Annotated in this window: 27 protein-coding genes and 2 tRNA genes; 17 read left to right on the top strand and 12 right to left on the bottom strand. The window is 69.7% G+C overall.

Annotation, left to right across the window (positions count from 1 at the left end; genetic code table 11):
* Window positions 1–118: 118 nt before the first annotated feature.
* The 6 genes from DX914_RS18780 to DX914_RS18755 all read right to left on the bottom strand — a co-directional run bounded on the left by DX914_RS18780 (window position 119) and on the right by DX914_RS18755 (window position 4277).
* A complete protein-coding gene (locus DX914_RS18780; RefSeq protein ID WP_147300730.1) occupies window positions 119–922 on the bottom strand; it encodes a hypothetical protein in 804 nt (267 codons plus the stop codon).
* 109 nt (window positions 923–1031) lie between these two features.
* Entirely contained in the window at window positions 1032–2162 is a 1131-nt protein-coding gene (locus DX914_RS18775) for a slipin family protein (RefSeq protein WP_115861671.1), read from the bottom strand.
* Between the two features lie 379 nt (window positions 2163–2541).
* Window positions 2542–2607 (bottom strand) — tRNA-His (locus DX914_RS18770).
* Window positions 2608–2609: 2 nt separating this feature from the next.
* Window positions 2610–2685, bottom strand: a tRNA-OTHER gene (locus tag DX914_RS18765).
* A 630-nt stretch (window positions 2686–3315) separates the two neighbouring features.
* Window positions 3316–3882, bottom strand: a complete 567-nt coding sequence (locus DX914_RS18760) for a cysteine hydrolase family protein (protein ID WP_115861669.1) — start codon at window positions 3880–3882, stop codon at window positions 3316–3318.
* The gene (locus tag DX914_RS18755; RefSeq protein WP_231118330.1) at window positions 3879–4277 is read right to left on the bottom strand and encodes an antibiotic biosynthesis monooxygenase family protein; all 399 of its coding nucleotides are present in this window, start codon (window positions 4275–4277) and stop codon (window positions 3879–3881) included. The genes DX914_RS18760 and DX914_RS18755 overlap by 4 nt, the downstream gene beginning before the upstream one ends.
* 71 nt (window positions 4278–4348) lie before the next feature.
* Between DX914_RS18755 and DX914_RS18750 the strand changes: the two genes are divergently transcribed.
* Entirely contained in the window at window positions 4349–4789 is a 441-nt protein-coding gene (locus DX914_RS18750) for an Lrp/AsnC family transcriptional regulator (protein WP_115861667.1), read from the top strand.
* A gap of 76 nt (window positions 4790–4865) precedes the next feature.
* On the opposite strand, the gene DX914_RS18745 is transcribed toward DX914_RS18750, so the two are convergent.
* Window positions 4866–5195 (bottom strand): hypothetical protein, encoded by a 330-nt coding sequence (locus tag DX914_RS18745; RefSeq protein ID WP_115861665.1) that lies wholly within the window; start codon window positions 5193–5195, stop codon window positions 4866–4868.
* Between the two features lie 183 nt (window positions 5196–5378).
* On the opposite strand from DX914_RS18745, the gene DX914_RS18740 reads away from it, so the two are divergent.
* The 4 genes from DX914_RS18740 (at window position 5379) to DX914_RS18725 (ending at window position 7696) form a co-directional block, all read left to right on the top strand.
* Window positions 5379–5966 (top strand): RNA polymerase sigma factor, encoded by a 588-nt coding sequence (locus DX914_RS18740; protein ID WP_115861663.1) that lies wholly within the window; start codon window positions 5379–5381, stop codon window positions 5964–5966.
* Entirely contained in the window at window positions 5963–6448 is a 486-nt protein-coding gene (locus tag DX914_RS18735; RefSeq protein WP_115861661.1) for a hypothetical protein, read from the top strand. The genes DX914_RS18740 and DX914_RS18735 overlap by 4 nt, the downstream gene beginning before the upstream one ends.
* A gap of 231 nt (window positions 6449–6679) precedes the next feature.
* Complete coding sequence (locus DX914_RS18730) at window positions 6680–7234, top strand: RNA polymerase sigma factor (RefSeq protein WP_115861659.1); 555 nt, start codon at window positions 6680–6682, stop codon at window positions 7232–7234.
* A gap of 225 nt (window positions 7235–7459) precedes the next feature.
* Complete coding sequence (locus DX914_RS18725) at window positions 7460–7696, top strand: RebB family R body protein (protein WP_115861657.1); 237 nt, start codon at window positions 7460–7462, stop codon at window positions 7694–7696.
* On the opposite strand, the gene DX914_RS20130 is transcribed toward DX914_RS18725, so the two are convergent.
* A complete protein-coding gene (locus tag DX914_RS20130; RefSeq protein WP_147300729.1) occupies window positions 7671–8228 on the bottom strand; it encodes a hypothetical protein in 558 nt (185 codons plus the stop codon). The genes DX914_RS18725 and DX914_RS20130 overlap by 26 nt on opposite strands.
* Between DX914_RS20130 and DX914_RS18720 the strand changes: the two genes are divergently transcribed.
* The 7 genes from DX914_RS18720 to DX914_RS18690 all read left to right on the top strand — a co-directional run bounded on the left by DX914_RS18720 (window position 8227) and on the right by DX914_RS18690 (window position 13859).
* Window positions 8227–8688 (top strand): hypothetical protein, encoded by a 462-nt coding sequence (locus tag DX914_RS18720; RefSeq protein ID WP_115861655.1) that lies wholly within the window; start codon window positions 8227–8229, stop codon window positions 8686–8688. The two genes, DX914_RS20130 and DX914_RS18720, sit on opposite strands and share 2 nt — an antisense overlap.
* Window positions 8689–8774: 86 nt before the next feature.
* On the top strand, window positions 8775–11024 hold the full coding sequence (locus DX914_RS18715) for a hypothetical protein (protein ID WP_115861653.1): 2250 nt from the start codon (window positions 8775–8777) through the stop codon (window positions 11022–11024).
* Between the two features lie 24 nt (window positions 11025–11048).
* Window positions 11049–11252: a hypothetical protein gene (locus DX914_RS18710; protein WP_115861651.1), complete on the top strand. Its 204-nt coding sequence runs from the start codon at window positions 11049–11051 to the stop codon at window positions 11250–11252.
* A 22-nt stretch (window positions 11253–11274) separates the two neighbouring features.
* On the top strand, window positions 11275–11931 hold the full coding sequence (locus DX914_RS18705) for a hypothetical protein (protein ID WP_115861649.1): 657 nt from the start codon (window positions 11275–11277) through the stop codon (window positions 11929–11931).
* Window positions 11932–12003: 72 nt separating this feature from the next.
* Window positions 12004–12324, top strand: coding sequence for a RebB family R body protein (locus tag DX914_RS18700; protein ID WP_115861647.1), 321 nt, complete (start codon window positions 12004–12006; stop codon window positions 12322–12324).
* A gap of 92 nt (window positions 12325–12416) precedes the next feature.
* The gene (locus DX914_RS18695; protein ID WP_115861645.1) at window positions 12417–12776 is read left to right on the top strand and encodes a RebB family R body protein; all 360 of its coding nucleotides are present in this window, start codon (window positions 12417–12419) and stop codon (window positions 12774–12776) included.
* 327 nt (window positions 12777–13103) lie between these two features.
* Entirely contained in the window at window positions 13104–13859 is a 756-nt protein-coding gene (locus DX914_RS18690; RefSeq protein ID WP_115861644.1) for a Crp/Fnr family transcriptional regulator, read from the top strand.
* A gap of 183 nt (window positions 13860–14042) precedes the next feature.
* Here DX914_RS18690 and DX914_RS18685 read toward each other — a convergent pair whose 3' ends face one another.
* Window positions 14043–14762, bottom strand: a complete 720-nt coding sequence (locus DX914_RS18685; RefSeq protein WP_115861642.1) for a helix-turn-helix transcriptional regulator — start codon at window positions 14760–14762, stop codon at window positions 14043–14045.
* A gap of 70 nt (window positions 14763–14832) precedes the next feature.
* Entirely contained in the window at window positions 14833–15540 is a 708-nt protein-coding gene (locus tag DX914_RS18680; protein ID WP_115861640.1) for an arylesterase, read from the bottom strand.
* 74 nt (window positions 15541–15614) lie between these two features.
* Between DX914_RS18680 and DX914_RS18675 the strand changes: the two genes are divergently transcribed.
* Window positions 15615–16397, top strand: a complete 783-nt coding sequence (locus DX914_RS18675) for an ABC transporter ATP-binding protein (RefSeq protein ID WP_115861638.1) — start codon at window positions 15615–15617, stop codon at window positions 16395–16397.
* Window positions 16394–18889 carry an ABC transporter permease gene (locus tag DX914_RS18670; RefSeq protein WP_115861636.1) on the top strand — a complete coding sequence of 832 codons (2496 nt, stop codon included), beginning with the start codon at window positions 16394–16396 and terminating at the stop codon, window positions 18887–18889. The genes DX914_RS18675 and DX914_RS18670 overlap by 4 nt, the downstream gene beginning before the upstream one ends.
* Window positions 18890–18986: 97 nt before the next feature.
* Here DX914_RS18670 and DX914_RS18665 read toward each other — a convergent pair whose 3' ends face one another.
* A complete protein-coding gene (locus DX914_RS18665) occupies window positions 18987–19247 on the bottom strand; it encodes a hypothetical protein (RefSeq protein ID WP_115861634.1) in 261 nt (86 codons plus the stop codon).
* An 81-nt stretch (window positions 19248–19328) separates the two neighbouring features.
* Window positions 19329–20078: a hypothetical protein gene (locus tag DX914_RS18660; protein ID WP_115861632.1), complete on the bottom strand. Its 750-nt coding sequence runs from the start codon at window positions 20076–20078 to the stop codon at window positions 19329–19331.
* A 170-nt stretch (window positions 20079–20248) separates the two neighbouring features.
* On the opposite strand from DX914_RS18660, the gene DX914_RS18655 reads away from it, so the two are divergent.
* From DX914_RS18655 to DX914_RS18645, 3 genes are read left to right on the top strand one after another with little or no spacing between them, the layout of a single operon-like run.
* The gene (locus DX914_RS18655) at window positions 20249–21259 is read left to right on the top strand and encodes a class I SAM-dependent methyltransferase (RefSeq protein WP_115861717.1); all 1011 of its coding nucleotides are present in this window, start codon (window positions 20249–20251) and stop codon (window positions 21257–21259) included.
* Entirely contained in the window at window positions 21256–21957 is a 702-nt protein-coding gene (locus tag DX914_RS18650) for a pseudouridine synthase (RefSeq protein WP_115861630.1), read from the top strand. Before DX914_RS18655 ends, DX914_RS18650 begins: the two co-directional genes overlap by 4 nt.
* Before the next feature lie 24 nt (window positions 21958–21981).
* A complete protein-coding gene (locus tag DX914_RS18645; protein ID WP_115861628.1) occupies window positions 21982–22677 on the top strand; it encodes an HAD family hydrolase in 696 nt (231 codons plus the stop codon).
* Window positions 22678–22714 lie beyond the last annotated feature (37 nt).

Below are 22714 nucleotides of genomic sequence, written 5' to 3'. Positions count from 1 at the left end.
CTCCTGTACTGCGGCGCCGCTACTTGCGCGGCGCCGCCGGTTTGCTTCCTGGTATTGCCGTAGGGTGCGGTTCGCCTCCGGCTCGCCGCACCCCACGCATGGCCGCATTCACGGCGCCTTAGTGCAATCGCCGATCGTCGTGGTTGCTCAGCCCGTGACGCTGCAGCTCGTGCCGGTTCAGCTGACGCTTGCTGTGGGCGTACACACCGGTGCGGCCGTAGACTTGGCAGGCCGTGCAAGCCGGATGACCGCAAGGTTTGCCGATCCATTGCGCCGGACCCTGTATGACAACGTCATAGGGCATCGTCGGCCGGGTCTTGGACGGTTTGCCCGCAGGCCCGGACACACGCGCCGGCAACGGTGCGAGTCCGATCTCGTACCAGATGCCATCGATGCGGCGCAGCTGGCGCAGTTCGTCCAAGTTGCGGACGTCCGGCGACGGCCGCGCCGCACGCTCTTGCGAACGCCGGCGCCGGAACTCGCGCTTGGCCTCGCACGCGGCACGGTTGTCCAGCAATAGGCCGCTGTCGGGGTCCACGTACAGCTTCGGTGCCCAGGGGTCGTTCAGCGGCCGCAGGACACCCCAGCCGAGCTGGTAGTGCAGGCGGTTGTCGAAGACCACCGGACGGATCACGACGAACTGCTCCAGATGTTGATGAATGTGCTGCTGCACGGTGTTACGCCGGTCGATGCGCGCGCACAGCTCGGAGTAGACCCTGTCCCAGGGGCGGCCGGCCTGCGCGTGCAGGTAGCGTTCCAGGGGGCGCAGGTTTTCGTTGAGCCATTTGCGCGAGCGGTGGCGGAGCTTCAGGCTTTCGTGTTGCGGTTGATCTTCCGGATCGATCGGCGGCTGGCGCTCGGCGTTGTAGCCGCCGCCTCGCCGTGGCCGTTCCACGATCACTTTGTACATGTCCTTACGCATGGGTGATTCCGTAGGAATAGGGATGCGATGGCCGCCCCCGCGGGGGCGGCGTCTTCGGTTTGCGTTGTGGGCGCCGAGTTCGTCATCCGGGATTCCACGGATCACGCCTTCAGGCACCCGGCTTCAGGCTGACGAGTTGCTTGAGCACGCCATCCAGGCCGCCGAACACGGTGAGCTTGTCGATCTTCTCGGTGACCTTCTCCAGCGCCTCCAACTCCTTCAGACGCAACAGCAGCGGGCTGTCCTCGATCAGCTTGGCGGTGTTGAGCAAGCTGCGCGTGGCGTTGGCTTCCTCGCGACGACGGATCACGTTGGCCTGGGCCGCCTTCTCCGCCTGCACGACGCTGTTGAGGATCTCCTTCATCTCACCGGGCAGGATCACGTCCTTGACGCCCACGCCCAGCACTTCCAGGCCCAGTCCGGCGACCTGGTCGCGCACGTAGCCGTAGATGTCGGCGTCCAGCGAGGCCTTATCGCCCAGCAGTTCGTCCAAGGTCTTGGCCGAGACCGCCTTGCGCAGGCCGTACTGCAGCTCGCGGTACAGGTAGTCGTTGTACTTGGCCAGCTTGCTGCGCGCGGCGACCGGGTCGGTCACGCGCATGCTCGCGGCCAGGTTCACGCGCAACGACACCTTGTCGCGGGTCAGCAGTTCCTGGCCCGAGACCTCGACCGACTGCACGCGCAGCTCGACCAGCTCCACAGCCACGTTCTTCTGCAAGTTCCAGAAGGCGTAGCTGCCGGCGTCCAGCGAACGCGCGAGCTTGCCGTCCACGTACAGCAGGGCGACCGACTCGTTGGGCACGGTCACCGCCAGCGCGATGCGGTCGAGCAAGCCGACCTGGCGCAGACGGCGGGTCACGCCGGCGTCGATCTCCAGCCCCGGCGCCAGCGCCTGGGCGACGATCTCCACCCGGGTCAGACCCTTCCAGTACAGCTTGCGGGTGCCGGGCGCGAGCAGGTCCTCGAGCTTGCCGTTCTTCATCACCAGGCCGACCTCGTCCACGCCCAAGTCGGCGAGCACGAAGGTCTCTTCCAGGCGCGGGCCCAGCGCGGCCACCAGGGCTTCGGTGTCCTTGCCGGCGTACTCGGGCTTGGCGATGTCGTACAGCTGCACGTCGACCTGGCCGCCCCAGGTGCGCACGCGGTGCACGCCCGGCGCGAGCACGCGCTCGAAGCGGCGGTTGCGGTAGATCAGGGCGCGCTCGGCATCGCCGACCACGACCCGCTTGGTCCAGAACATGGCGGTTCTCCTTTTGTGTTCTGCGGGTTCCGATCCGGTCGGTGGGAAACGGCGCGCGACCGGATCGAACGTCGCGCGCTGCTGGCGGTGCCTGGCCTCGCTCGCGGCGACGCCAGGCGGAATGGGGTGGGCGCGCCCCCGACGCCGTCGGAGCGGAACCCATGCGCGCGCGGTGCGGCCTGCGGCGGCGCGCGGAGCGACGGTGTCTTGTCGATGCCGCGGGCCGCCGGGCCACGCCGCGAGGGCGCGGGTCCGGCACCGCCGCCGCTGCGTGTCGCGCTCTCCACCGCGCCGTAGCGCGGTGTGCTTCGCGACGCCGCAAGGGGCGCGCCCGGTGTGGGACTTTCGTCCCGGTATCACTGCGTGAAAGGCAGTTTTTTGGAGCGGGAATCGAACCCGCGACACTCGGAATCACCTTCCGATGCTCTACCCGACTGAGCTATCCAGTGGTGTGACGTACCGGATTCGAACCGGCGACCTGCGGACTCACGTCTGCTGCTCTACCTAACTGAGCTAACGTCGCAGCGGAACACCCTCTCCAGCCTCACGGCATACGCCACGGCACAGCCGCGCGCACCGGACGGGATGCGAACCCGTACCGCTGTGACGCCTTCGTTCGATGTTCCGTATTGGCGCCTGTCGTCAGGCGCCAATGCTTGCGGGCGCATGCGCCCTGTTCGTGGTGACAGCCTGCCGCCCGTGCCGAAGCATCCGGACACGGCGCCTTGCGGCGCCTCGACGATCGTGCTCCCTGACGCTGCGCGCATGCGCGCGGATGCTTCGGAGCCGGCTGCAACGCCTTATTGGTTGGGATTCCCTCTACGAACGCCGAAAAAAAACGCCCCCGGGTTTGCGACCCGAGGGCGTTCGCGTTCCTCGGGAGATCGGGGCGACCGACCTCCCATGCGGAAAGGTCAGTGCGGGATGCGCCGCATACCGTGGCGTTCGCCGAACGCGCACACGCGGCTGTCCAGGCCTAGGCGATCGCGCCCGGGCTGGATCTTTTTCGCGTTGTGGATGAGTGCGTTCATGGCGGAAGAGTGTGTGTGTTCGATGCGGGCCGTGGGCCGAGGTCGCGCACATTACGCCCGTTAAAAAATAGTTGCAATACCGTTCGTCGCCGAATCGGCGGTCGATGCGGCGACGCGTGCGATCAGGTTGCGCGCAACCGCGCGACGACCTCGTCGGTGTCCATCACTTCGGCGAACTCCGCACGCAAGGTAGCCAGGTGCGCGCGTTGGATCTGCTCGGCAGCGATGACGCTGCCGTCCGCGTCGCGCAGATCGAAACAGGCGCAGGCATCGCCGATCACCGTGGTGCGATAGCCCAGGTTGCTGGCCACGCGCGCGGTGGTGGACACGCACATGTCGGTGCTGATCCCGAACAGCAATACCTGCTCGATGCCCAGGCGGCGCAGGCGCAGGTCCAGGTCGGTGCCGATGAAGGCGGCGTTGACCGACTTGCTCACCAGCGCTTCGCCCGCCTGCGGTTCGAAGCCTTCGCGCATCGCGTTGCCCGGATGCGAGGGCGCCAGACTGGAGCCTTGCTGCACCGAATCGTGGCGCACATGGATCAGCGGCAGCCCGCGTTCGCGCCATGCGGCCAGCAGGCGGCGGCCGTTGTCTTCCATCGCCGGATTGTTGCGCCGGCCCCAGGGCGGATAATCGAAGCCGCATTGCACGTCGATGGGGATCAGGATGCTGCGCTGGTCGTAGCTCATGCCGAACTCGCGGAGTGGGTAGAGGGTTTGTGCGGACCGCCGTAGGCGCGTTCGACCCGTGCCACGCGCAGTTCGAAGCGCCGGTACCACAGGCGGTGGCCCAGATCGCGCGCGGCGGCGTGTTCGGCCTGCGCGCGCCAGGCCGCGATCGAGGCTTCGCTGTCGAAGTAGGCCGCGGTGATGCCGAAGCCGCTGCCGTCGCGGGTTGACTCGAAGCCCAGGAAGCCGGGTTGCGCGCGCACCAGCTCGACCATGCGCGCGGCGGTGGTCTCGTAGCCGGCTTGGTCCTGTTCGCTGCGTTGCGAGGAGAAGATCACCGCGTAATAGGGCGGCGCGGGCAGGGCGGCGAAGCGGTCGTCGGACATGGCGGCGATGGCGGCGGCGGAGGCGGCCATGGTGCGCACTCGCGCCTGCCGGTCTCAACCCGGCAAAATGCCGGTTACCCCGCCGTTATGCCGGTACCGTCATGAAGACTCTGGACGCCATCGACCGCCAGCTGATCGCGTTGTTGCAGGACAACGCGCGCCTATCGACGGTGGCCCTGGCCAAGGCGGTGGGCCTGTCGCGCAGCAGCGTGCAGGAGCGCCTGCAGCGGCTGGAGTCGGCCGGGGTGATCGCGCAGTACACGGTGCGCCTGGGCAGCGGCGGCGATCCGCTGCAGGCCTGGCTGTTCCTGCGCTACGCCGACGGCTTTAGCTGCGACGACGTGATGCCCTTGCTGGCGCAGCTGCCGCAATTGCGCTGGTGTCACAGCGTGGCGGGCGAAATCGATCTGATGGCGCTGGTGCAGGCCGAATCGCCAGGCGCGCTGGCCGACCTGCGCGAAACGGTGATGCGGATGAAGGGCGTGGACGACGTGACCACGGTGCCGGTGCTGCGGACCATGCTGGACCGCATCAGCGGCTGAGGCGCCGCGCCGGTTCCGGCTTCGGCGCCTCGAAAGCCGCGGCGGACCGCGGCCGGCAGCGCTTACCGGCGCGCGTTCAAGACAGGCGGCGGGAAAGCGCGTAATAGCCCAGGTTGCCCAGACCGGTGGCGGCCAGCAGCACCGCGACCACGCCGGGCGTCACGCTGTCCCAGCCGAAGGCTTCGATCAGGGCGAAGGCCACCGCCAGGGTCAGCGACAACAGGCCCCAGCGCAGCGAGGAGTGGCGGCGGCGCTGGTCCTCGCCCTGCACCAGCGAGCGCAGCAGTTCCTCCGAGCCGTTGCCTTGCTGGATCAGCTTGCTGCGGAAGCGCGCTTCGACGATGAACTTGATGGCGTAGGTGATGCACAGGAACAGGGTGATCGGGATGAGGATTTCGAACTCCATGGCACGTCTCGGATTGGGGTCTCGGGGCTATGGATACGGTCGGCGCGGCCACGGTTGCAGGCCGCAGCATGGCCGGCCGGCGGGGCCGGGTCCAGCCGGCCCCGCCGGTGGTTCGGGGCTGGCGGAAGAAATCGTGCGTCGGCATTGCAACCATTCGCCCCCGGGGCGTATCCACTGACCCAGATGAGCGGCCCGTCCACCTCCCTAGACGACGATCGCGCCCTGGTCACGGCCGTGCTGGCCGGTGCGCCGGGCGCGTTCGAGCGGCTGGTGCGCGAGTACCAGGGGCTGTGCTGGCACATCATCCAGCGCATGGTGCGCCAGCCCGAGGACACCCGCGAGCTCTGCCAGGAGGCCTTCCTGCGCGTGCACCAATGCCTGCACCAGTACCGGCACGAGAGCCCGCTGAAATCCTGGATCGGCCAGGTCGCCTATTCGGTGGCCAAGCGCCATCTGGAGCGCAAGCGCCTCCCCATCGTCGAGACCACGCCGGACGAGGACGCGCTGTCGCCGCTGGACCAGGTCAGCGACGGCTTCGACCTGGAAGCGGCCTGCGGCGACGCCGAGGTCGCCGCGGCCCTGCACGCGCAGATCGAGGCGCTGCCGCCGCTGCAACGCACCCTGCTGACCCTGTACCACCTGGACGAGGTGCCGATCGTCGAGATCGCGCGCATCACCGGCCTGGCCGAGGGTACGATCAAGAGCCATCTGTTCCGGACCCGGGCGCTGCTGCGCGAGCGCCTGCAGGCCTCCATGGGAGCCATCGCATGAACATGTCCCACACCCCGCCGCCGCCCGACGACCGCCAGGAGCGCGAGGCGCGCGAATGGCTGGCGCAGGAACAGGCCTTGCGCGAGGAGCGCGCCGGCCTGCCCGTGGACGCGCGCGATCCGCGCGTGGCCCAGTACCGCCTGCTGGTGCGCGCGCTGCGCACGCCGGCGATGGAGCCGCTGCCGGCCGACTTCGCCGCGCAGATCGCGCGCCGGATCGAATCCGGTGCCGCGCTGGGCGACCGCCTGGAGCGCTGGCTGTTGAACGGCCTGATCGCGGTGCTGGCCGTGGCCAGCTTGTTCGCCCTGCTGTTGTACGGCGGCGCCTGGTGGCATTCGATCGTCGTGACCGCGGCCTGGGCGCCGGCCGGTGCCGGCGACTGGCTGCCGGTGCTGGCGCTGTGCGCCGGCGGCAGCTGGCTGTGGGACCGCGTGGTCCGCTTCGATACCGGCGACCGTTCGCCGCCCGCGCAAGCGGCCTGAATCGTTCAGGGCTTTAGCGTTCTCCCCGCGGGCCGCCGAGTGCGGCCCGCGCCGCTTCTGGCCGCCGCGCGGCCCATGGCGCCCGGCGCAAGTCACTCGCTACGCGGCGCCTTGGCGACGACCGCGCGGGCCGCCGCCGGCCGCGAACCTCCCCTGTCACCCAGGTAACAGCCTTCCGCTGCACGCCTCACCAGACTCGCCCCTGTGCATACAACACAGGAGGTGTTGGCAATGGGCAAGGCGGGCGAAGGATCGCGGGAGTTCGGCATCGCCGACGAGATGTTCGTGAAAGCTTGGCATGCGACCAAGCCCGAACTGGAACGGCGCGCGCGCCGTCTAGCCGACGGCCACAGAGATCGCGCCGACGACCTGCTCGCCAATACCGCGATCAAGGCCTTGTTGTTCATGCGCCGCTCGCCGGACGCGATGAACGACCCGGACGGCTTTCTGTTCGTGGTGCTGCGCCACGTGTTCCTGGACAGCGTGCGCCGCAACGGCCGCGACGGCGAAGTGTTCGACCGCGGCGTCGACATCGCCGCCGAGGGCGTGGCCCAGGACCTGGAGCTGAGCGCGCTGCAGCGCATGGAGCTGGACGAGCAGCTGAGCCGGGTGATCGCCGCGGTGACCGCGCTCAACCGCGACCAGAAGCGTTTGTTCGCCTATCGCTTCATCGACGACCTGCCTTACCCGGCCATCGCCGAACGCCTCTCGATCAACCAGCCGCTGGCGCGCAAACGCGTGCAGTTGCTGCGCGAGCGTCTGCGCGTGGCGGTGGAGCGCGATTGAACGCGTTCGCCGGCGACGCGGCTGTAACCGTGTTCACAAGCGCGCGTCCTCGGCGTTTAACCCAAAGCCATCGCAACAAACGCCGCGCGCGGTCGACGCCTCCGCGATCCGCACGGCCGCAGGACGCCGCGCGTGCCGATGCAGGGGCACGCGCGGCGGCAGGTACCGGGGCGGCGACGCGCCGGGAATTCCCAATCATCGAACGCGACTCCCAAGGACAGGTCCATGGCCGACACCACGCCCGTGAATTCGCAGATCACCGATGCCGTCACCCAGACCAACGTCAAGGTGGTCGCCGAAGCCCCGGCGCAGGCGATCGCTGCGCTCTACCAGGTCGCCAGCCACTCCGCCGGCCTGTCGCTGCAGAACGCCGTGCACAGCCAGCAGGCGCTCAACCAGGTCTCGACCGCCGTGGTCTCCAAGGCCGTGCAGCAGATCATGGCCATCGGCGACAAGTCGTGACCCGGCCGTTCCTGGATCTGAGAACCGGGGAGTAACGCGACATGCCCTTCTGGACTAGCAACAAGCCCACGACGCCGGCTACCGGCGCCGCCGCGGCCACGCCGTCTGCAACGGCGACCACGCCCGCGGCGGGAGCTGCGCCTGCTGCTGCCGCTGCGACACCACCGGCCTCCGCTGACGCGACGCAGCCGGTTTCCCCTGCAGCGACGCCTGCGACGCCTGCCGGCGATACGCCAGCGGCCGAGGCGCCGGCCGCTCCGGCCGCGCCCGCCACCACGACCGCCGCAGCGACGACGGATGCGGGGGGCGGCACGCCGGCGGCGGGCAGCGGCGATTCCGGTGCTGCGCCGCCGGCCTCCGCCGCTGCCGGCGGCACCGGCTCGGGTTCTGGTTCGGGAGGCGATTCGGGCACTGGCTCGGGCTCCGGCACCAGCGGCGACGCCGGTTCGGGCGCGAGCTCCGGTACCGGCTCGTCCACCGGCACGTCCTCGACGCCGGCGGCCACGCCGCCGCCGAGCACGCTGGCGACCATGACCACGCAGATGCTGGCCCAGGCCGGCGCGGCCACGCCGGCCACCGGCGCGCTGAACCAGAAGATCGTGCAGGCGGTGCAGCTGAGCAACGCCGAGACCGCGCAGTACGCGCCGTCGCAGATCGCCATCCCGCCCAACATGATGATCGCCCAGGCCTCGGGCCTGGTCGCGCAATCGGCCGCAGCCTACTTCGACGGCGTCACCAAGCTGGCCCTGGCCAGCCAGGGCGTGCTGCTGAAGGAGATGACCCAGAACCTGGTCGACCAGCAGCTGGAAGCGGCGGCCGAAGACGCGTTGGGCGTGCTGGCCACCGACATCCTGATGGCCGCCGCCGCCGCGGTCGCCGCCGCCGCCGGCGCGATGGAAGCCGAGGCCGCCGGCTTCGCCATCGACCGCATCGATCAGAGCATCTCCAAGTACGCGAGCGTGCTGCAGAACCACAAGAGCGCCTCGTCCTGATTCCCGATTAGCGCAGCGGCGCGCGCCGGTCGCGCGCCGCGCAACCGAATGCCGCGTCGCGGCGCCGAAACCAAGGAATGTAAGCCATGGCCTACTTCAGCCTGAACGCGCCTGTCATCATCCAGCGCTACCCCTTCGACTATCACAGCCATTTCGGCGGCATCCTGCCGGTCGAAAAGCGCAGCGCCAAGTCCGTCGGCTACAAGCTGTCGTATACGCTGGCCGGTCAGAGTGCGGTCACCGTCGAGGTGGCCAAGGACCGCCAGCTGTCCCTGGTGGGTTTGGTCGGTGGCGACGGCAAATACGCCTCCGAAGCCGGCGTGGTGGCCCTGTTCGATCGCGCCTTGCAGATGATGATCGAGGGCAATCCCCTCAACGCCTTGGCGGCCAAGGCCAATAAGGCCCAATACGAGCGCGGCGAATGCGCGGCTGAGAACATTTACATCGCCTGCGTGGTGCTGGCGCAGCGCTGGGCCCTGTCGGACTGGATCGTGGAGGCATCCGCCACCAGTCCGGAGCTTTACGAGGAGATCCGTACGCAGCTGCCCACGCGTATCCGGCCGGACCCTTCCGGTCCCTACAACCCGGCGCTCATCGCGATCCTGCGTTACTTCAACAACAAGATCTACAGCGCCAGCAAGTACACCCCGTTCGACGATTGCTATAAGACCCGCTCCAGCCTGATGAAGGCGCTGCTGCGCGATCCGCTCACCCGCGATCTCTATCCGCAGTGGATGGTGTCCACCTACGCCTACCTGCGTCAGGAGGGCATACGCGGCATCCAGGCGGCGATCGGGGCGGATGAGATCGAATTGGCCGATGCGATCGCCCAGTCCTTCAATGCGCTCGACGGGAGCGATCCCAGCTTCTACCGCCTGCTGGTGCACACCTCGGCCGGCTACATGCCCGACAAGGCGCTGATGAAGGAACTGATGGAAAAAGTGCTGCCGGTGCTGGTCGCACCCGGGCCCAGCACCATCGTCGGTGTTGACTTGCTCGGCACCGAGACCAAAGTCTACGACTATCCGGCCTTCTTCAGTTTCCTCTACGACAACCGCACGGCGCTGGCGACCCGCTTCGGCAGCGGCCCGGATGCGCGCGCCGCGCAAATGGTCTGCCATATCCACTGCGGCGAGGGCGCCTCGTCCAACACCGACAACCGCTCGATGATCGGCTACTACTACGCCAACGCGGTTGAGCCGCCGGATGCGGGCTTCTACCGGGCGTACTCGGCCTACATCGCGCGTTGCCTGGCCACCTGCCAGGGGCGCCGCGAGGAAGACCCGCGCGGTCCCTGGGGCGCCGGACGGCGCAAGGGCAGCGGCGTCGCGGGGCTGTTCGACGAGTTGTTCCGCAACGACAGCCTGACTTACGGCGGCTGCAGGATGCGCCGCTTCGACATCAACAGCCAGCAGAGCATCGCCACCGTCGCCTACAACGGCAAGCGCAGCATGATGGCGATGAACGAATCGCTGAGCCAGTTCACCGACCTCAAAGAGCCGCAAACCTGGTACCAGCAACTCACCGCGCTGAATCAGTACAGCTTCCGTCTTGGGCACGCTTTTTATTACCGCAACTACATGGCGGCGCGCTTCCCGTTGTTGGCCTTCGACACCAACCTGGGCAGCAACGCGATCACCGGCGCTTCGGGTCTGTTCGATTCGGTCGAGGGCTACCGCATCAACCGCGGCTTCCGCCATCTGGACGGCTATATCGACACCGACGTGCTGCAGCAGGCCGGCGATGCGGTGGCCTATCTGGGCACCGATGCGCTGGCCGAGGCGCAGGTCGAGCAGTTCATCGCCATCGCCAACAGCCAGCCGACCCTGCCCCAGGTGTTGGCCAACGACGACAATACGGGCTGGATCCAGGGCCAGCTGCTGACGGCGATGGCGCCGGTGTGCACGCCCAGCAACATCGGCAACTACTACAAGCAGTACTGCGCGCTGGTGGAACTGATCGCCGGCCAGAGCACGGTCAAGGCGCTGTGGTTCGATGCGCTGGCGCGTACCTTTGCCGTGTTCCAGAACTGGCGCAATTACCTGCTCGGCGCAGACGGCCAGGGCGTGGAGCACACCGACGTGCAGGACGAATTTCTGCGCATGGTGATCCTGGTCGCCTACCAGCTGCTGCCCAGCGGTCAGAGCGTGGTCGTCAACACCTACCTGACCACCGTGCAGCAGCTGATCGTCGCGGTCGCCACCGACTACTGGTGCGCGACGATCAGCTCGGCTAAGCCGGCGCCGCCGAACGCCACGCCGCTGTACTTCTTCGATGGCTACAAGGCTCCGGCGTCGGTGGTCACCCTGAGCCGGCCCAAGCCCGCGAAAACCTGATACCGGCCACCGGGGAACGCCACGATGAAGATCCTGGACTATCTGTTGCGCGAGGAAATCGACGCTGGCGGCAGCGCGGCCACCGCCGCGCCGCCCACGCCCGCGGCGCAGGCCGCCGCGCCGCCGGCTACGGCACCCGCCGATCCCAAGGACGCCGAGCTGGCCCGCCTGTTCGACCGCCTGATGCAACCCGAAGTGCTGCGCGCGATCGCGCAGCTGCTGCGTTGACCCGGACCACGCGAGGACTGCGATGAACGCCGCCACCCATCCCGAACTCGCCGACCAGGTCCACCAGTTCGCGCGCAACTGGCTGGGTCATGACCTCAGCGAGAACGAACGCAAGCAGCTGGCCGAGTTCATGAGCAGCCTCAGCGCCACCGAGGCCGTGCTCGGCGGTTACACCGACCAGGCGCGCAAGCAGGCCGCCGACGTGGTCGCTCAGGGCCGGCAGCGCGTGGAGGAGGCGATGCAGAGCGTGCTCGGCGCCACCCGCGCCGCCGCCGCGACCGAGCCCAATACCGCCACGGGCGCGGCCGCACCCGCCAAGCCGGCAGCGCCCGCCGCTGCGCCCGCCACCGGGTCTGCGCCGCCGCCCACGCCGCCCGCCGGCCTGACCCGCGAGGAACAGGCCATCCTGCAGATGCTGCAGGCCGCGCGCACGCTCAGCGACCTGCGGCCGTCGCAGCTGCAGTCCTCGCGCGAGGGCGAAACCCCGGCCGCGCAGCTGGCGATCGTGCAGATCGCCGACCGCCTGGCCAACCTGGTCAAGTCCGAAGTCAAAGCCTGCTTCGATCGCGAATACGGCCCGCTCGCGCGCCGGATCGAAGAGGTGCTGGAAGCCTCTCGCGCGAGCGGCAGCGCACCCGCCGCCGCGCACCCCCCGTCCCACCCCGACGCGTCGTCCTGATTCACAGTCAGGGTTCCGCGTCGTTCTTTGAAACGTACGGCATGGGCCGTACCCACCCCGAGGAGTTCAACCATGGCTTTCCCGACCGCCGTCAACGATCAGATCACCGATGCCGTCACCCAGTCCAACGTCAAAGTCATCGGCGAAGCGCCGGCGATGGCGATGGGTTCGATCTACCAGAGCCTGGCGCATTCGACCGGCATCCTGTTCCAGAACGCCGTCGCCGCGCAGCAGCAGCAGAACACGCTGGCTCAGGCCGCCGCCAACCAGGGCGTGATGCAGATCTACAGCCTCGACACCACCGCCGCCGCCGGCGCCACCGAGAAGGTCGCGCAGACCGGCGTGTCGGACAACCTGACCAGCCTGCTGACCGTGCTCAACGCGTTCAAGTGAGCCTAACCCCGGCCGATGGCGGTCACGCCATCCGCCGGAAGGTACCGACTTCATCCGGACGCTAAAGACGACCGCACAACGAGGATTCCCTCATGGCATTTCCTACCGCCGTCAACGACCAGATCACCGATGCCGTCACCCAATCCAACGTCAAGGTCGTCGGCGAAGCGCCGGCCATGGCGATGGGTTCGATCTATCAGAACCTGGCCCACTCGACCAGTATCCTGTTCGAGAACGCGATTTCGCAGCAGCAGCAGCAGAACACGCTGTCGCAGGCCGCTTCCAACCAGGGCGTGATGCAGATCTACGCGTTGGACACCACCGCCGCCGCCGGCGCCACCGAGAAGGTCGCGCAGACCGGCGTGTCCGACAACCTGAGCAGCCTGCTCACCGTGCTGAAGGCCTTCACCGGCAGCAAGCCGGTCGCCGGCCTCAACAGCGGTTCGCCGTAAGGCCGAGGGCGTCGGGCGCGACACCCGACGCCGGAGGCTGGCAGGATGCGGCGGCCCCCGATGCCGCGTCCGCGGCGCTGCGGTCGGCGTCAGCGCCGACCGCAGCGCCGCCCGATCCCGGGTGCAGCCGCAGCGACGGCCGCGTCCGGCCACAGGGAAGCGCCGCAAGCGGCCGCAGGCAGGAATGCGGCGTTGCCCGATCAGCGCAGGGGAAGACTGAATTATGGAGCGTTGCACACGCAGCATCGGCCCGTGGCACCGGTGCCGCGTCGGCCCCCTCGGGGCCCGGGTCCTGGCGGTATCGGCGTCGTGGGGAAGGTCGTGCGCATGTGCTTAGGCCAGGACCGTTCCGCCCACGTCCGCGCGCGGCAGTTGTTGCTTGAGCAGTCGCCCTTGTTCCACGGCTTGCCCGACACGGTGCTCGACTACGTCGCCCGTCATGCCACCGAACGCAGCCTGCGCGACGGCCAGGCGCTGTTCCTCAAGAACGATCCCAGCGATTTCCTGGCCCTGGTGCTGCGCGGCCGGGTCTACAAGATCCTTTACGGCCCCGACGGCCAGGAACTGATCGTCGACACCATCGAGGCCGGCGAGACCGTCGACGAGACCGCGCTGCTGGACAGCCAGAACCGCAACTTCACCGCTATCGCCTACGGGCCGGCGCGGGTGCTGCTGCTGGCGCGGCGCCACTTTCCGGCGCTGACCTCGGAACCGGCGGTGCTGGAACGCGCACACGCGACCTTGTGCCTGCGCCTGCGCAAGGCCGTCGACAGCCTGGAAACCATGTGCCTGCACCGGCTGGAATCGCGTCTGGCGCGCTACCTGCTGTCGGTGATGCCCGACGACGGGCGCGGCGGCGGCTTCGAGGTGGCGCTGCCGCCCACGCAGAGCATCCTGGCGGCGATGGTCAACGCCAGCCGGCCGAAGTTGAATGCGCAACTGCAGACCTGGCACCGCAGCGGCCTGGTCAGCCGGCGCCGCAACATCCTGCGCATCAACGACATCGACCAGTTCCGCTGCAAGGCCTACCTGGGGCGCGATTTCGTGCGCACCGAGGTGCGGCCCAGGCAGAAGGCGAACTGAGCGGTGGGCGCCGCTGTCATGAGGCGATCGCCTTTGCCCGTCATCCCCGCGGAAGCGGGGGCGAAGCGCCGCTGCTTGCGAGCCACTGGCTCGCGCGGCGCTGAGCGCCATCGGGCTATGCCCGATGGCCGGGAGCAGAGACTTCAGCGCCCTGCACCGACGGGGCGCATGACGATGCGGTAACTAGTGGACCTCGCCTTCGCGCTGCGCCGGCGTGGTCCAGGGCCCGTACAACTTGGCCACCATGGCCTTGAGCAGGCCGCTGCGACGCTGCGGCAGCGGTTGTTCCAGCACCGTCAATTCGGCGATGCGGTCCAGGCGGAAATGGCGGAAATCCTCGCGCAGCTCGCACCAGGCGCAGACCACGCGGGCGTGGTCGTAGAAGGCCAGCGCCAGCGGCCAGACGATGCGCTCGCTGCCGCCGCCGGCGCCGTCGGTATAGCGGATGCGCAGCTTGCGTTCGCTGCGCATGGCCTCGCGCACCTTGCGCGGCACGTTCGGGTCGGTGGGCTCGGCGCGGCTGGGCGACACCCACAGGCCGAGCTCGGCGATGGCGTCGCGCAGATCGCGCGGCGCGGCCGCGGCGATCTTGGCCAGAGCATTGCCGGCGGCCTGCGCCAGCGCCGCATCGTCCTGGCGCTGCACCCAACGCGCGCCCAGCACCAGCGCTTCGATCTCGTCGTGGGCGAAGTTCATCGGCGGCAGGAAACTGCCCGGCCGCAGCAGATAGCCCACGCCGGCTTCGCCGTCCACCGGCGCGCCCAATTGGTTCAAGGTCTGCACGTCGCGGTAGATGGTGCGCAACGACACGCCCAGCTCTTCGGCCAGTGCCGATGCGGGCACGGGCAGGCGGTGGCGGCGCAGGGCTTCGATCAGGTCGAACAGGCGTTCGGTGCGGCTCATGCGGTGGCGGCGGCGAGGGCGTGCGACACGATACCAGCCGCACGCCGCGGCGCCGCGCGCCACCGGTGGATCAGCGCAGCAGCGGCTCCAGCTGCGTCCACACATGGTCGCGCAGCTTGGGCTGGGCGCTGGCCACCGGGTGCAGGTTGTCGTCCTGAAAGGCCTGGCGGTCCAGCGCGATCGGCTGCAGCAGGAACGGCAGCAGCGCGGTCTTGTGGCGCTGGGCCAGTTCGGAGAAGTTGCGTTCGAAGCCCTGGGTGTATTCGCGGCCCAGGTTGGGCGGCATGCGCATGCCGATCAGCAGCACCCGTGCCTTGGCCGCCTGCGCGGCCAGGATCATGCGCTCCAGGTTGGCGCGGCTTTGCGCCAGCGGCAGGCCGCGCAGACCGTCGTTGGCGCCCAGTTCGATCACCACCACCGACGGCTTGTGCCGCGCCAGTTCCGCGGCGATGCGCGCAGCGCCGCCGGCCGTGGTTTCGCCGCTGATGCTGGCATTGACCACGCGCCAGCCCGGCTTGGTCTTGGCGACGCGGTCGGCGGTCAGCGAGACCCAGCCCTGCGCGGCGGCCAGGCCGTAGCCGGCGGCCAGCGAATCGCCCATCACCAGCACCGTGCGCGCGGCCTTGGCCACCGGCGCGGGCTTAACCGCGGCCGGCTGGGCCCGCGCGGGCTGCGCCGCCAGCGGTGCGGCGGCCAGCAGCAGGGCCAGGGCACCGATACCGATGGCCCATTGAAGCCCGCGCCGCGATGCCGCATATCTCCATTTATTAAATGCCATTAATAACGCCTCCGGATCATGCCTCTGGAGCAAGCATAAGGACGATCATGGCCGGTTCAATGCAGACCGATTCAATGCAGGCCGATTCTCAGGCGCCCGAGGCGGCTGCCGCCGTTCACGATACCCGCAAGCAAGGTTCAGCCAAGCAGGTGCCCGCCCAGCGCGCCGCCGACTCGGCGCGCGCCGCGCGCGAGCCTACGCTGCGCGTGCAGGGCTTGGGCAAGCGCGTGTCGCTGCCCGACGGCGAGCTGTCGATCCTGGAGGACGTGAGCTTCCAGATCGGCCGCGGCGACACCATCGCCATCGTCGGCGCCTCCGGTTCGGGCAAGAGCACCCTGCTGTCGCTGATGGCGGGCCTGGACACGCCCAGCGGCGGCAGCGTCGCCCTGGACGGCGAGGTGCTGTCGACCCTGGACGAGGACGGCCGTGCGCGCGTGCGCGGCGAGAAGGTCGGATTCGTGTTCCAAAGTTTCCAGTTGCTGCCGTCGTTGACCGCATTGGAAAACGTGATGCTGCCGCTGGAACTGCGCGGCGACCGCGAGGTCGAGGCGCCGGCGCGCGCGATCCTGGAGCAGGTCGGCCTGGGCCAGCGTTTGGGCCACTATCCGCGCCAGCTGTCCGGCGGCGAGCAACAGCGCGTGGCGCTGGCGCGCGCGTTCGTGACCCAGCCCGCGCTGCTGTTCGCCGACGAACCCACCGGCAACCTCGACACCCACACCGGTCAGGCCATCGTCGAGCTGCTGTTCGAACTCAACGCCGGCGCCGGCACCACCCTGGTGCTGGTGACCCACGACGAACACCTGGCCGCGCGCTGCGGCCGCCAGCTGCGCCTGGACAGCGGCAGGCTGGTGGCATGAGAACCCTGGCGCTGGCCTGGCGCCAGCTGCGCCGCGACGTGAAGTCCGGCGACGTGCGCATCCTGTTCGCCGCGCTGGTGCTGGCGGTGCTGGCGGTGACTTCGGTCGGCTTCGTCACCGACCGCGCCGAGCGCGCGCTGGCGATCGAGGCCAACCGCCTGCTCGGCGGCGACGCGGTGGTGCGCGCCGACGCGCCCATCGCCGGCGCGGTGCGCAGCGCGGCCCAGGCCGGGGGCCTGCGCCGCACCGAAACCGTAGAACTGCAAAGCATGATCCGGGTCGGCGAACGCCTGCAGCTGGGCGAGCTGCGCGCGCTGGGCGCGGGCTTCCCGCTGCGCGGCGCGTTCCGCATTGCCGACGCGCGCGGCGAACGCGACGCCGACGGCGTGCCCGCACCGGGCACGGTGTGGATGAGCCGCGCCGGCGCCGACACCCTGGGCGCATCGCTGGGCCAGCGCATCGCGATCGGCGACGGCAGCTACACCCTGGCCGCGCTGGTGGTGCAGGAGCCCGACGCGGCGCTGGACTACTTCAACATCGCGCCCAAGGTCTTCCTCAACCTGTCCGATCTGCCGGGCACCGGCCTGGTTCAGGAAGGCAGCCGCATCCGCTACCGCCTGGTGGTGGCCGGCGAGGCCGCCGCGGTGGAGCGTTTCGCCGCTGCCGTGAAGCCCACCCTGGGCCGCGGCCAGCGCCTGGAAACCATCCAGGACGCGCGCCCGGAAGTCCGTTCCGCGCTGGACCGCGCCGGCCGCTTCCTCGGCCTGGCCGCGTTGGTGTCGGTGGTTCTGGCCGCGGTGGCCGTGGCCATGGCCGCGCGCCGCCACAGCGAACGCCATCTGTCCGGCACCGCGGTGATGCGCTGCCTGGGCGCGAGCCAGCGCACCCTGGTCGGCGTGCACGTGGGCGAGTTGCTGATGCTGGGTCTGGTGGCCAGCACCGTCGGCGTACTGCTCGCGTTCGCCCTGCAATGGGGCGTGGGCGCGTGGCTGTCGCAGGCGCTGAAGCTGTCGATTCCGCCGGCCGGCCTGCTGCCCGCGTTGCAGGGTTATGGCGTGGGCCTGGTGGTGCTGCTGGCCTTCGGCGCGCCGCCGGTGCTGGCGCTGCGCCGCGTGCCGGCGCTGCGCGTGTTGCGCCGCGACCTGGACCCCACCGAACCCAGCGCCTGGCTCACCATGGGAGCCGGCTTCGTTGGCCTGGCCGCGTTGCTGTGGTGGAAGGCGGGCTCGGCCGCGCTGGGCATCGCCATGCTGACCGGCATCATCGTCACCCTGGGCGTGCTGGCGATGCTGGCCGGTCTGTTGATCATCACCGTGCGGCGCTTGCGTTCGCGCCTGCGCGGCAGCCTGCGCTACGGCCTGGCCAACGTCAGTCGCCGCGCGAGCACCAGCGTCGCCCAGATCTCGGCCCTGGGCCTGGGCCTGATGGCGCTGCTGCTGCTGACCTTCGTGCGCACCGATCTGCTGGACCGCTGGCAGCTGGCGCTGGCCGCCGACGCGCCCAACCGTTTCATCATCAACGTCCAGCAGGACCAGCTGCAGCCGGTGCGCGAGTTCATGTCCGCGCAGGGGCTGGCCGCGCCCACGCTGTACCCGATGATCCGCGGCCGCCTGGTCTCGCACAACGGCAAGCCGGTGACCGGCGCCGATTACGCCGAGCAGGGCGAGCGCGCGCAGCGCCTGGCCGAACGCGAGTTCAACCTGTCGGTGGCCGATGCGCTGCGGGAGGACAACCAGGTGACCGCCGGCCGCTTCTGGGGCCAGGTGCGTCCGGCCCGGCCCGAAGCCTCGGTGGAAGAGGAATTCGCCGCGCGCCTGGGCTGGAAGGTCGGCGACCGCATCGCCTTCGACATCGCCGGCCAGCCGTTCCAGGCCACCATCACCAGCCTGCGCAGCGTGGATTGGGAAAGCTTCCGCCCCAACTTCTTCGTGATCCTGTCGCCGGGTTCGATGGACGATTACCCGGCCAGCTACATCACCGCGGTCAGCGTGCCGCCGCAGCGCACCCGCTTCACCTCCGAACTGGTTTCGCGCTTCCCCAACCTGTCGGTGATCGACGTCGACGCCGTGCTCAAGCAAGTGCGCGGCACCGCCGACCAGGTCTCCACCGTGGTCGAGGTGGTGTTCTACTTCTCCCTGGTCGCCGGCGTGCTGGTGCTGATGGCGGCGGTCAGCGCCAGTCAGGACGAGCGCCTGCTCGAAGGCGGAGTCATGCGCGTGCTCGGCGGCAGCCGCCGCCAGTTGCGCTGGGCGCAGGCTTCGGAGTTCGCGGCGATCGGCTTGCTTTCGGGCTTGGTCGCGGCCGTGGCCGCGTCGGTGTTGGCCGGCGTGATCGCGACCCAGGTGTTCGACCTGCCCTGGCGCGTGGACTGGGCGATGGCGGCGGTGGGCGCGGGCCTGGGCCTGCTCGCGGCGCTGGGCGCCGGTCTGTACGCGACCCGGCGCGTGCTCGATGCGCCGCCGTCGGTGACCTTGCGCGAACTGCAGAACTGAGCCGCGTGGTTTCGAGCGCCGAGCGCGGCGAGCGGTCGGCGCTCCAATCCCCTCATTCCGGCTGTCGCCGGAATGACGGGATCGGGGGTAGGAAACGCTAGGCCGCTGCCTCGCTGGCGTCGGCGTGAAACCGGCGCGCGTAGCCTCGCTCTTTCGCGATGCGCTCGACCTCCGCATCGGGCAATTCCGACGGCGCATACACCGCATAGACCACGGCACCGTCGCGGCGCCCGATGTGGTGCAGGCGATAACGCGGCTGGCCGCCGCCGGTGTTCTCCGGGTAGTGCACCGGCGGCTGCGCGCCGTCCAGGTCCAGTTCGCTGTTGTCGACGGTGCCGCCGATGAATAGCGCTCGCATGAGCTCGCTCCGTAGGGGTCTGGTCTGGCACGAGCATCGCGCGCGGAACGTTCGCGGCGGATGAAGCCGCGCCACGGTGGTTCAGGCAGGCGCGGTCGCGCGAGCGCGCAACCACACGCTCTGTGCGATCAGCAGCGCGGCAAGCGCCAAGGCGACCCAGGCGGCCGTGTCGGCGCCCGGCAGCGACGACTGCGATTGCTTGACGTAGACCCCGGCCAGGCCCCACAGCGCGGCCAGCACGTAGCCCAGGTTGCCGCGCATGCGCGCGTTGAGTGCGAGCAGCAAGAAGGCTGCGCCCGCATACAGCGCCAGGCTCCAGCCCAGCATCCGATCCGTCGGTAGCAGGCGGTACGCCACCGCGACCTGGGCGGCATTGAGCCAGACCGCCAGCGACAGCCAGCCGGCGTGCATCGACAACGGGAACCAGGCCCACAGCCGTTGTCCGGGCAGCGGCACCGGATCGCGCGAGAGCACGACCGCGGCGGCGGCGATGCTGGCCAGCGCGGCCACGATCACCAGCAGCGACAGCGCGAACCATTGCTGCGAGAACACCGGCATCCAGGCCGCGGTCAGGGCGAAGCCGGTCGCGGCCAGCACGCGCGTGCGCGTCAGCGCGGCGCTCGCGCCGGCCCGGCTGCGCGCCTGCCACAGCGCGAAGGCCAGATCCCAGGCGAAGATCAGCCCCCAGATCGCGAAGGCGTAGCCGGCCGCCACCAGCAGGGTGGGGTAGCGGTCGGACAGGGTGCCGTTATCGGGGCCGAAGGCACCGCGCTGCGAGAACCACGCCACGAGCGGCATGGCCAGCGCGCACAACAGGACCAGCAGGCGCATGACGGGGGACTCCATCGGGCGGCGGGCCACCCTAACCCGCGGCCGGGTGAAGGCAGCGCAGTCGCGGCGCAGCAGGCGCGTGCGGCGAAGGGTAAAATGGCTGCTGATGATGCAGACGATCCGCTTCCGCCGTGCGCGCTGACGCCGCCGATACCGCGCTGGAAACCCTGATGCTGCCGTTCGACGACGGCCCGCTGGCCTGGCCGGCGCAGGGCGGCGCCTTGTTCCTGCGCGCGCGCGACGGCTGGCCGCTGCACGCGCGCCCGCGCCCGGGCCTAGTCTGCGAACAGAGCTTCAAGCCCGAGGCCGATGCCCTGCTGCGCTCGGGCCTGGCACTGGGCGACGAACGCGACGATCGCCGCTACCCGCTGGTGCTGGTGCTGCCGCCGCGCCAGCGCGACGAGGCGCGCGCCCTGTTCGCACGCGCGCTGGCGCAGTGCGCGCCGGGCGGCCGGGTGGTGGCCTGCATGCGCAACGACGAAGGCGCGCGCTCGGGCGAAACCGATCTGGCGCAACTGGCCGGCCCGGTGGCGCAGCTGTCCAAGAACAAATGCCGCGTGTTCTGGACCGCGCCGCTGCACGGCCCCGCCGATGTCGAACTGTCCGCGCGCTGGCGCGCGCTCGATGCGTCGCGCGAGATCCTCGGCGGCCGCTACCGCAGCCGTCCGGGCGTGTTCGCCTGGGACCGCATCGATGCCGCCTCGGCCCTGCTGGCCGCGCACCTGCCCGCCGATCTCGCCGGCCGCGCCGCCGATCTCGGTGCCGGCTACGGCTATCTGTCCTTGCAATTGCTCGAACGCTGCCCCGGTATCGCCGCGCTGGATCTGTACGAGGCCGAGGCGCGCGCCTTGGACCTGGCGCGCGAGAATTTGTCGCAGATCGCAGGCGTGCCCATCGGCTACCACTGGCACGACGTCGGCACCGGCCTGGGCGCGCAGCGTTACGACACCATCGTCAGCAACCCGCCGTTCCACGGCCAAGGCCGCGCCGAACGCCCCGACATCGGCCGCCGCTTCATCGAAGTGGCCGCGCAGGCGCTGGCGCCGGGCGGGCGCTTGTGGCTGGTCGCGAACCGCCACCTGCCCTACGAAGCGGCGTTGGCGTCGGGGTTCGCCCAGGTGCGCATCGTCGCCCAACAAGATGGATTCAAGGTGGTGGAAGCGGTGAGGCAGCGCGCATGAAACTGGTCAAGCTCATCGCCAACCTGGGTTACGGCAGCCGCAAGGACGTGGCCGCCATGTTCCGCGAAGGCCGCATCACCGATGCCGACGGCGAAGTGCTGTACGCCGACGACCAGGTCGAACACGCGCGCATCCGCATCGACGATGCGCCGCTGGATCCGCCCGCCGGTCTGACCCTCATGCTGCACAAGCCCACCGGCTACACCTGCTCGACCAAGGACCCGGGTCGCATCGTCTACGACCTGCTGCCGCCGCGTTTCCGCCTGCGCTCGCCGCTGCTGTCCACGGTCGGTCGCCTGGACCGAGACACCAGCGGCCTGTTGCTGCTGACCGACGACGGCGGCCTGCTGCACCGGATCGTCTCGCCCAAGGCCAACTTGGCCAAGGTTTATGAAGCCGAGCTCGCCGCCGACCTGCGCGGCGACGAAGCCGCGGTATTCGCCAGCGGCACGCTGATGCTGGAGTCGGAGAAGACGCCGCTGGCGCCAGCGGCGATGGTCACGCTGTCGCCGCGTCAGGCGCGGCTGACCCTGACCGAAGGCCGCTACCACCAGGCGCGGCGCATGTTCGCCGCGGTCGGCAACCACGTGCAGGCGCTGCATCGAAGCCGCATCGGCGGCCTGGGCTTGGACGATCTGCCGCCGGGTCAATGGCGCGTGCTCGATGCCGCCGACCTGGATCGCTTGTTCGCCGGTTGACCCCCACCCTCTGAAGGAACCCCGATGCCCAGCCACGCCGCGCTCCCCTTCGCACCCGCCGCGGTGCTGTTCGACATGGACGGCACCATGATCGAAAGCGAGGCCGCGCTGCTGGAGTGCTGGCGCCAGGCCGCGCAGGATCTGGGTTTCGCGCTGCAGGACGAGCTGTGGCTGTCGATGGTCGGCCTGCACGACCGCGCCTGCCACGACCTGCTGAGCCGGCACCTGTCGGACACGCAGATCCAGGCGCTGCTGGATGCGATGCAGGCGCTGTACGACCGCCGCGTCGACGCGGGCCTGCCGTTGAAGGGCGGGCTGACCGCCTTGCTCGACCGCCTGGCCGCGCAGGCTCTGCCGACCGCGGTGGTCACCTCCACCCGGCGTGCGCGCGCGCTGTACAAGCTCGAGCGCGCCGGCCTGGGCGAACGTTTCGCGCTGGTGGTCGGCGGCGACGAGGTCGTGCACCCCAAGCCTGCGCCGGACATCTATCTGTTGGCGGCGCAACGCCTGGGCGTGGACCCCGCGCGCTGCGTGGTGCTGGAGGATTCGCCCGCGGGCGTGCGCGCAGCCCTGGGCGCGGGCATGACCCCGATCCACATCCCCGACCTGGTCGCGCCCAGCGACGAGGTGCGCGCGCTGGGGCACCGCATCGTGCGTTCGATGGACGACGCGCATGCACTGCTGGCGCCGTGGCTGCGGGATGAGGCGGTGGCGCGGTAAGGCAACCGAACGCTGCCCTCGCTCCTTTGCTCTTGCT

Origin of the sequence: Lysobacter silvisoli (assembly GCF_003382365.1) — a bacterium.
Lineage (GTDB): Bacteria > Pseudomonadota > Gammaproteobacteria > Xanthomonadales > Xanthomonadaceae > Lysobacter > Lysobacter silvisoli.
Note: the sequence above shows the minus strand (reverse complement) of the source record. Positions and strands in the feature narration are given on the sequence as shown.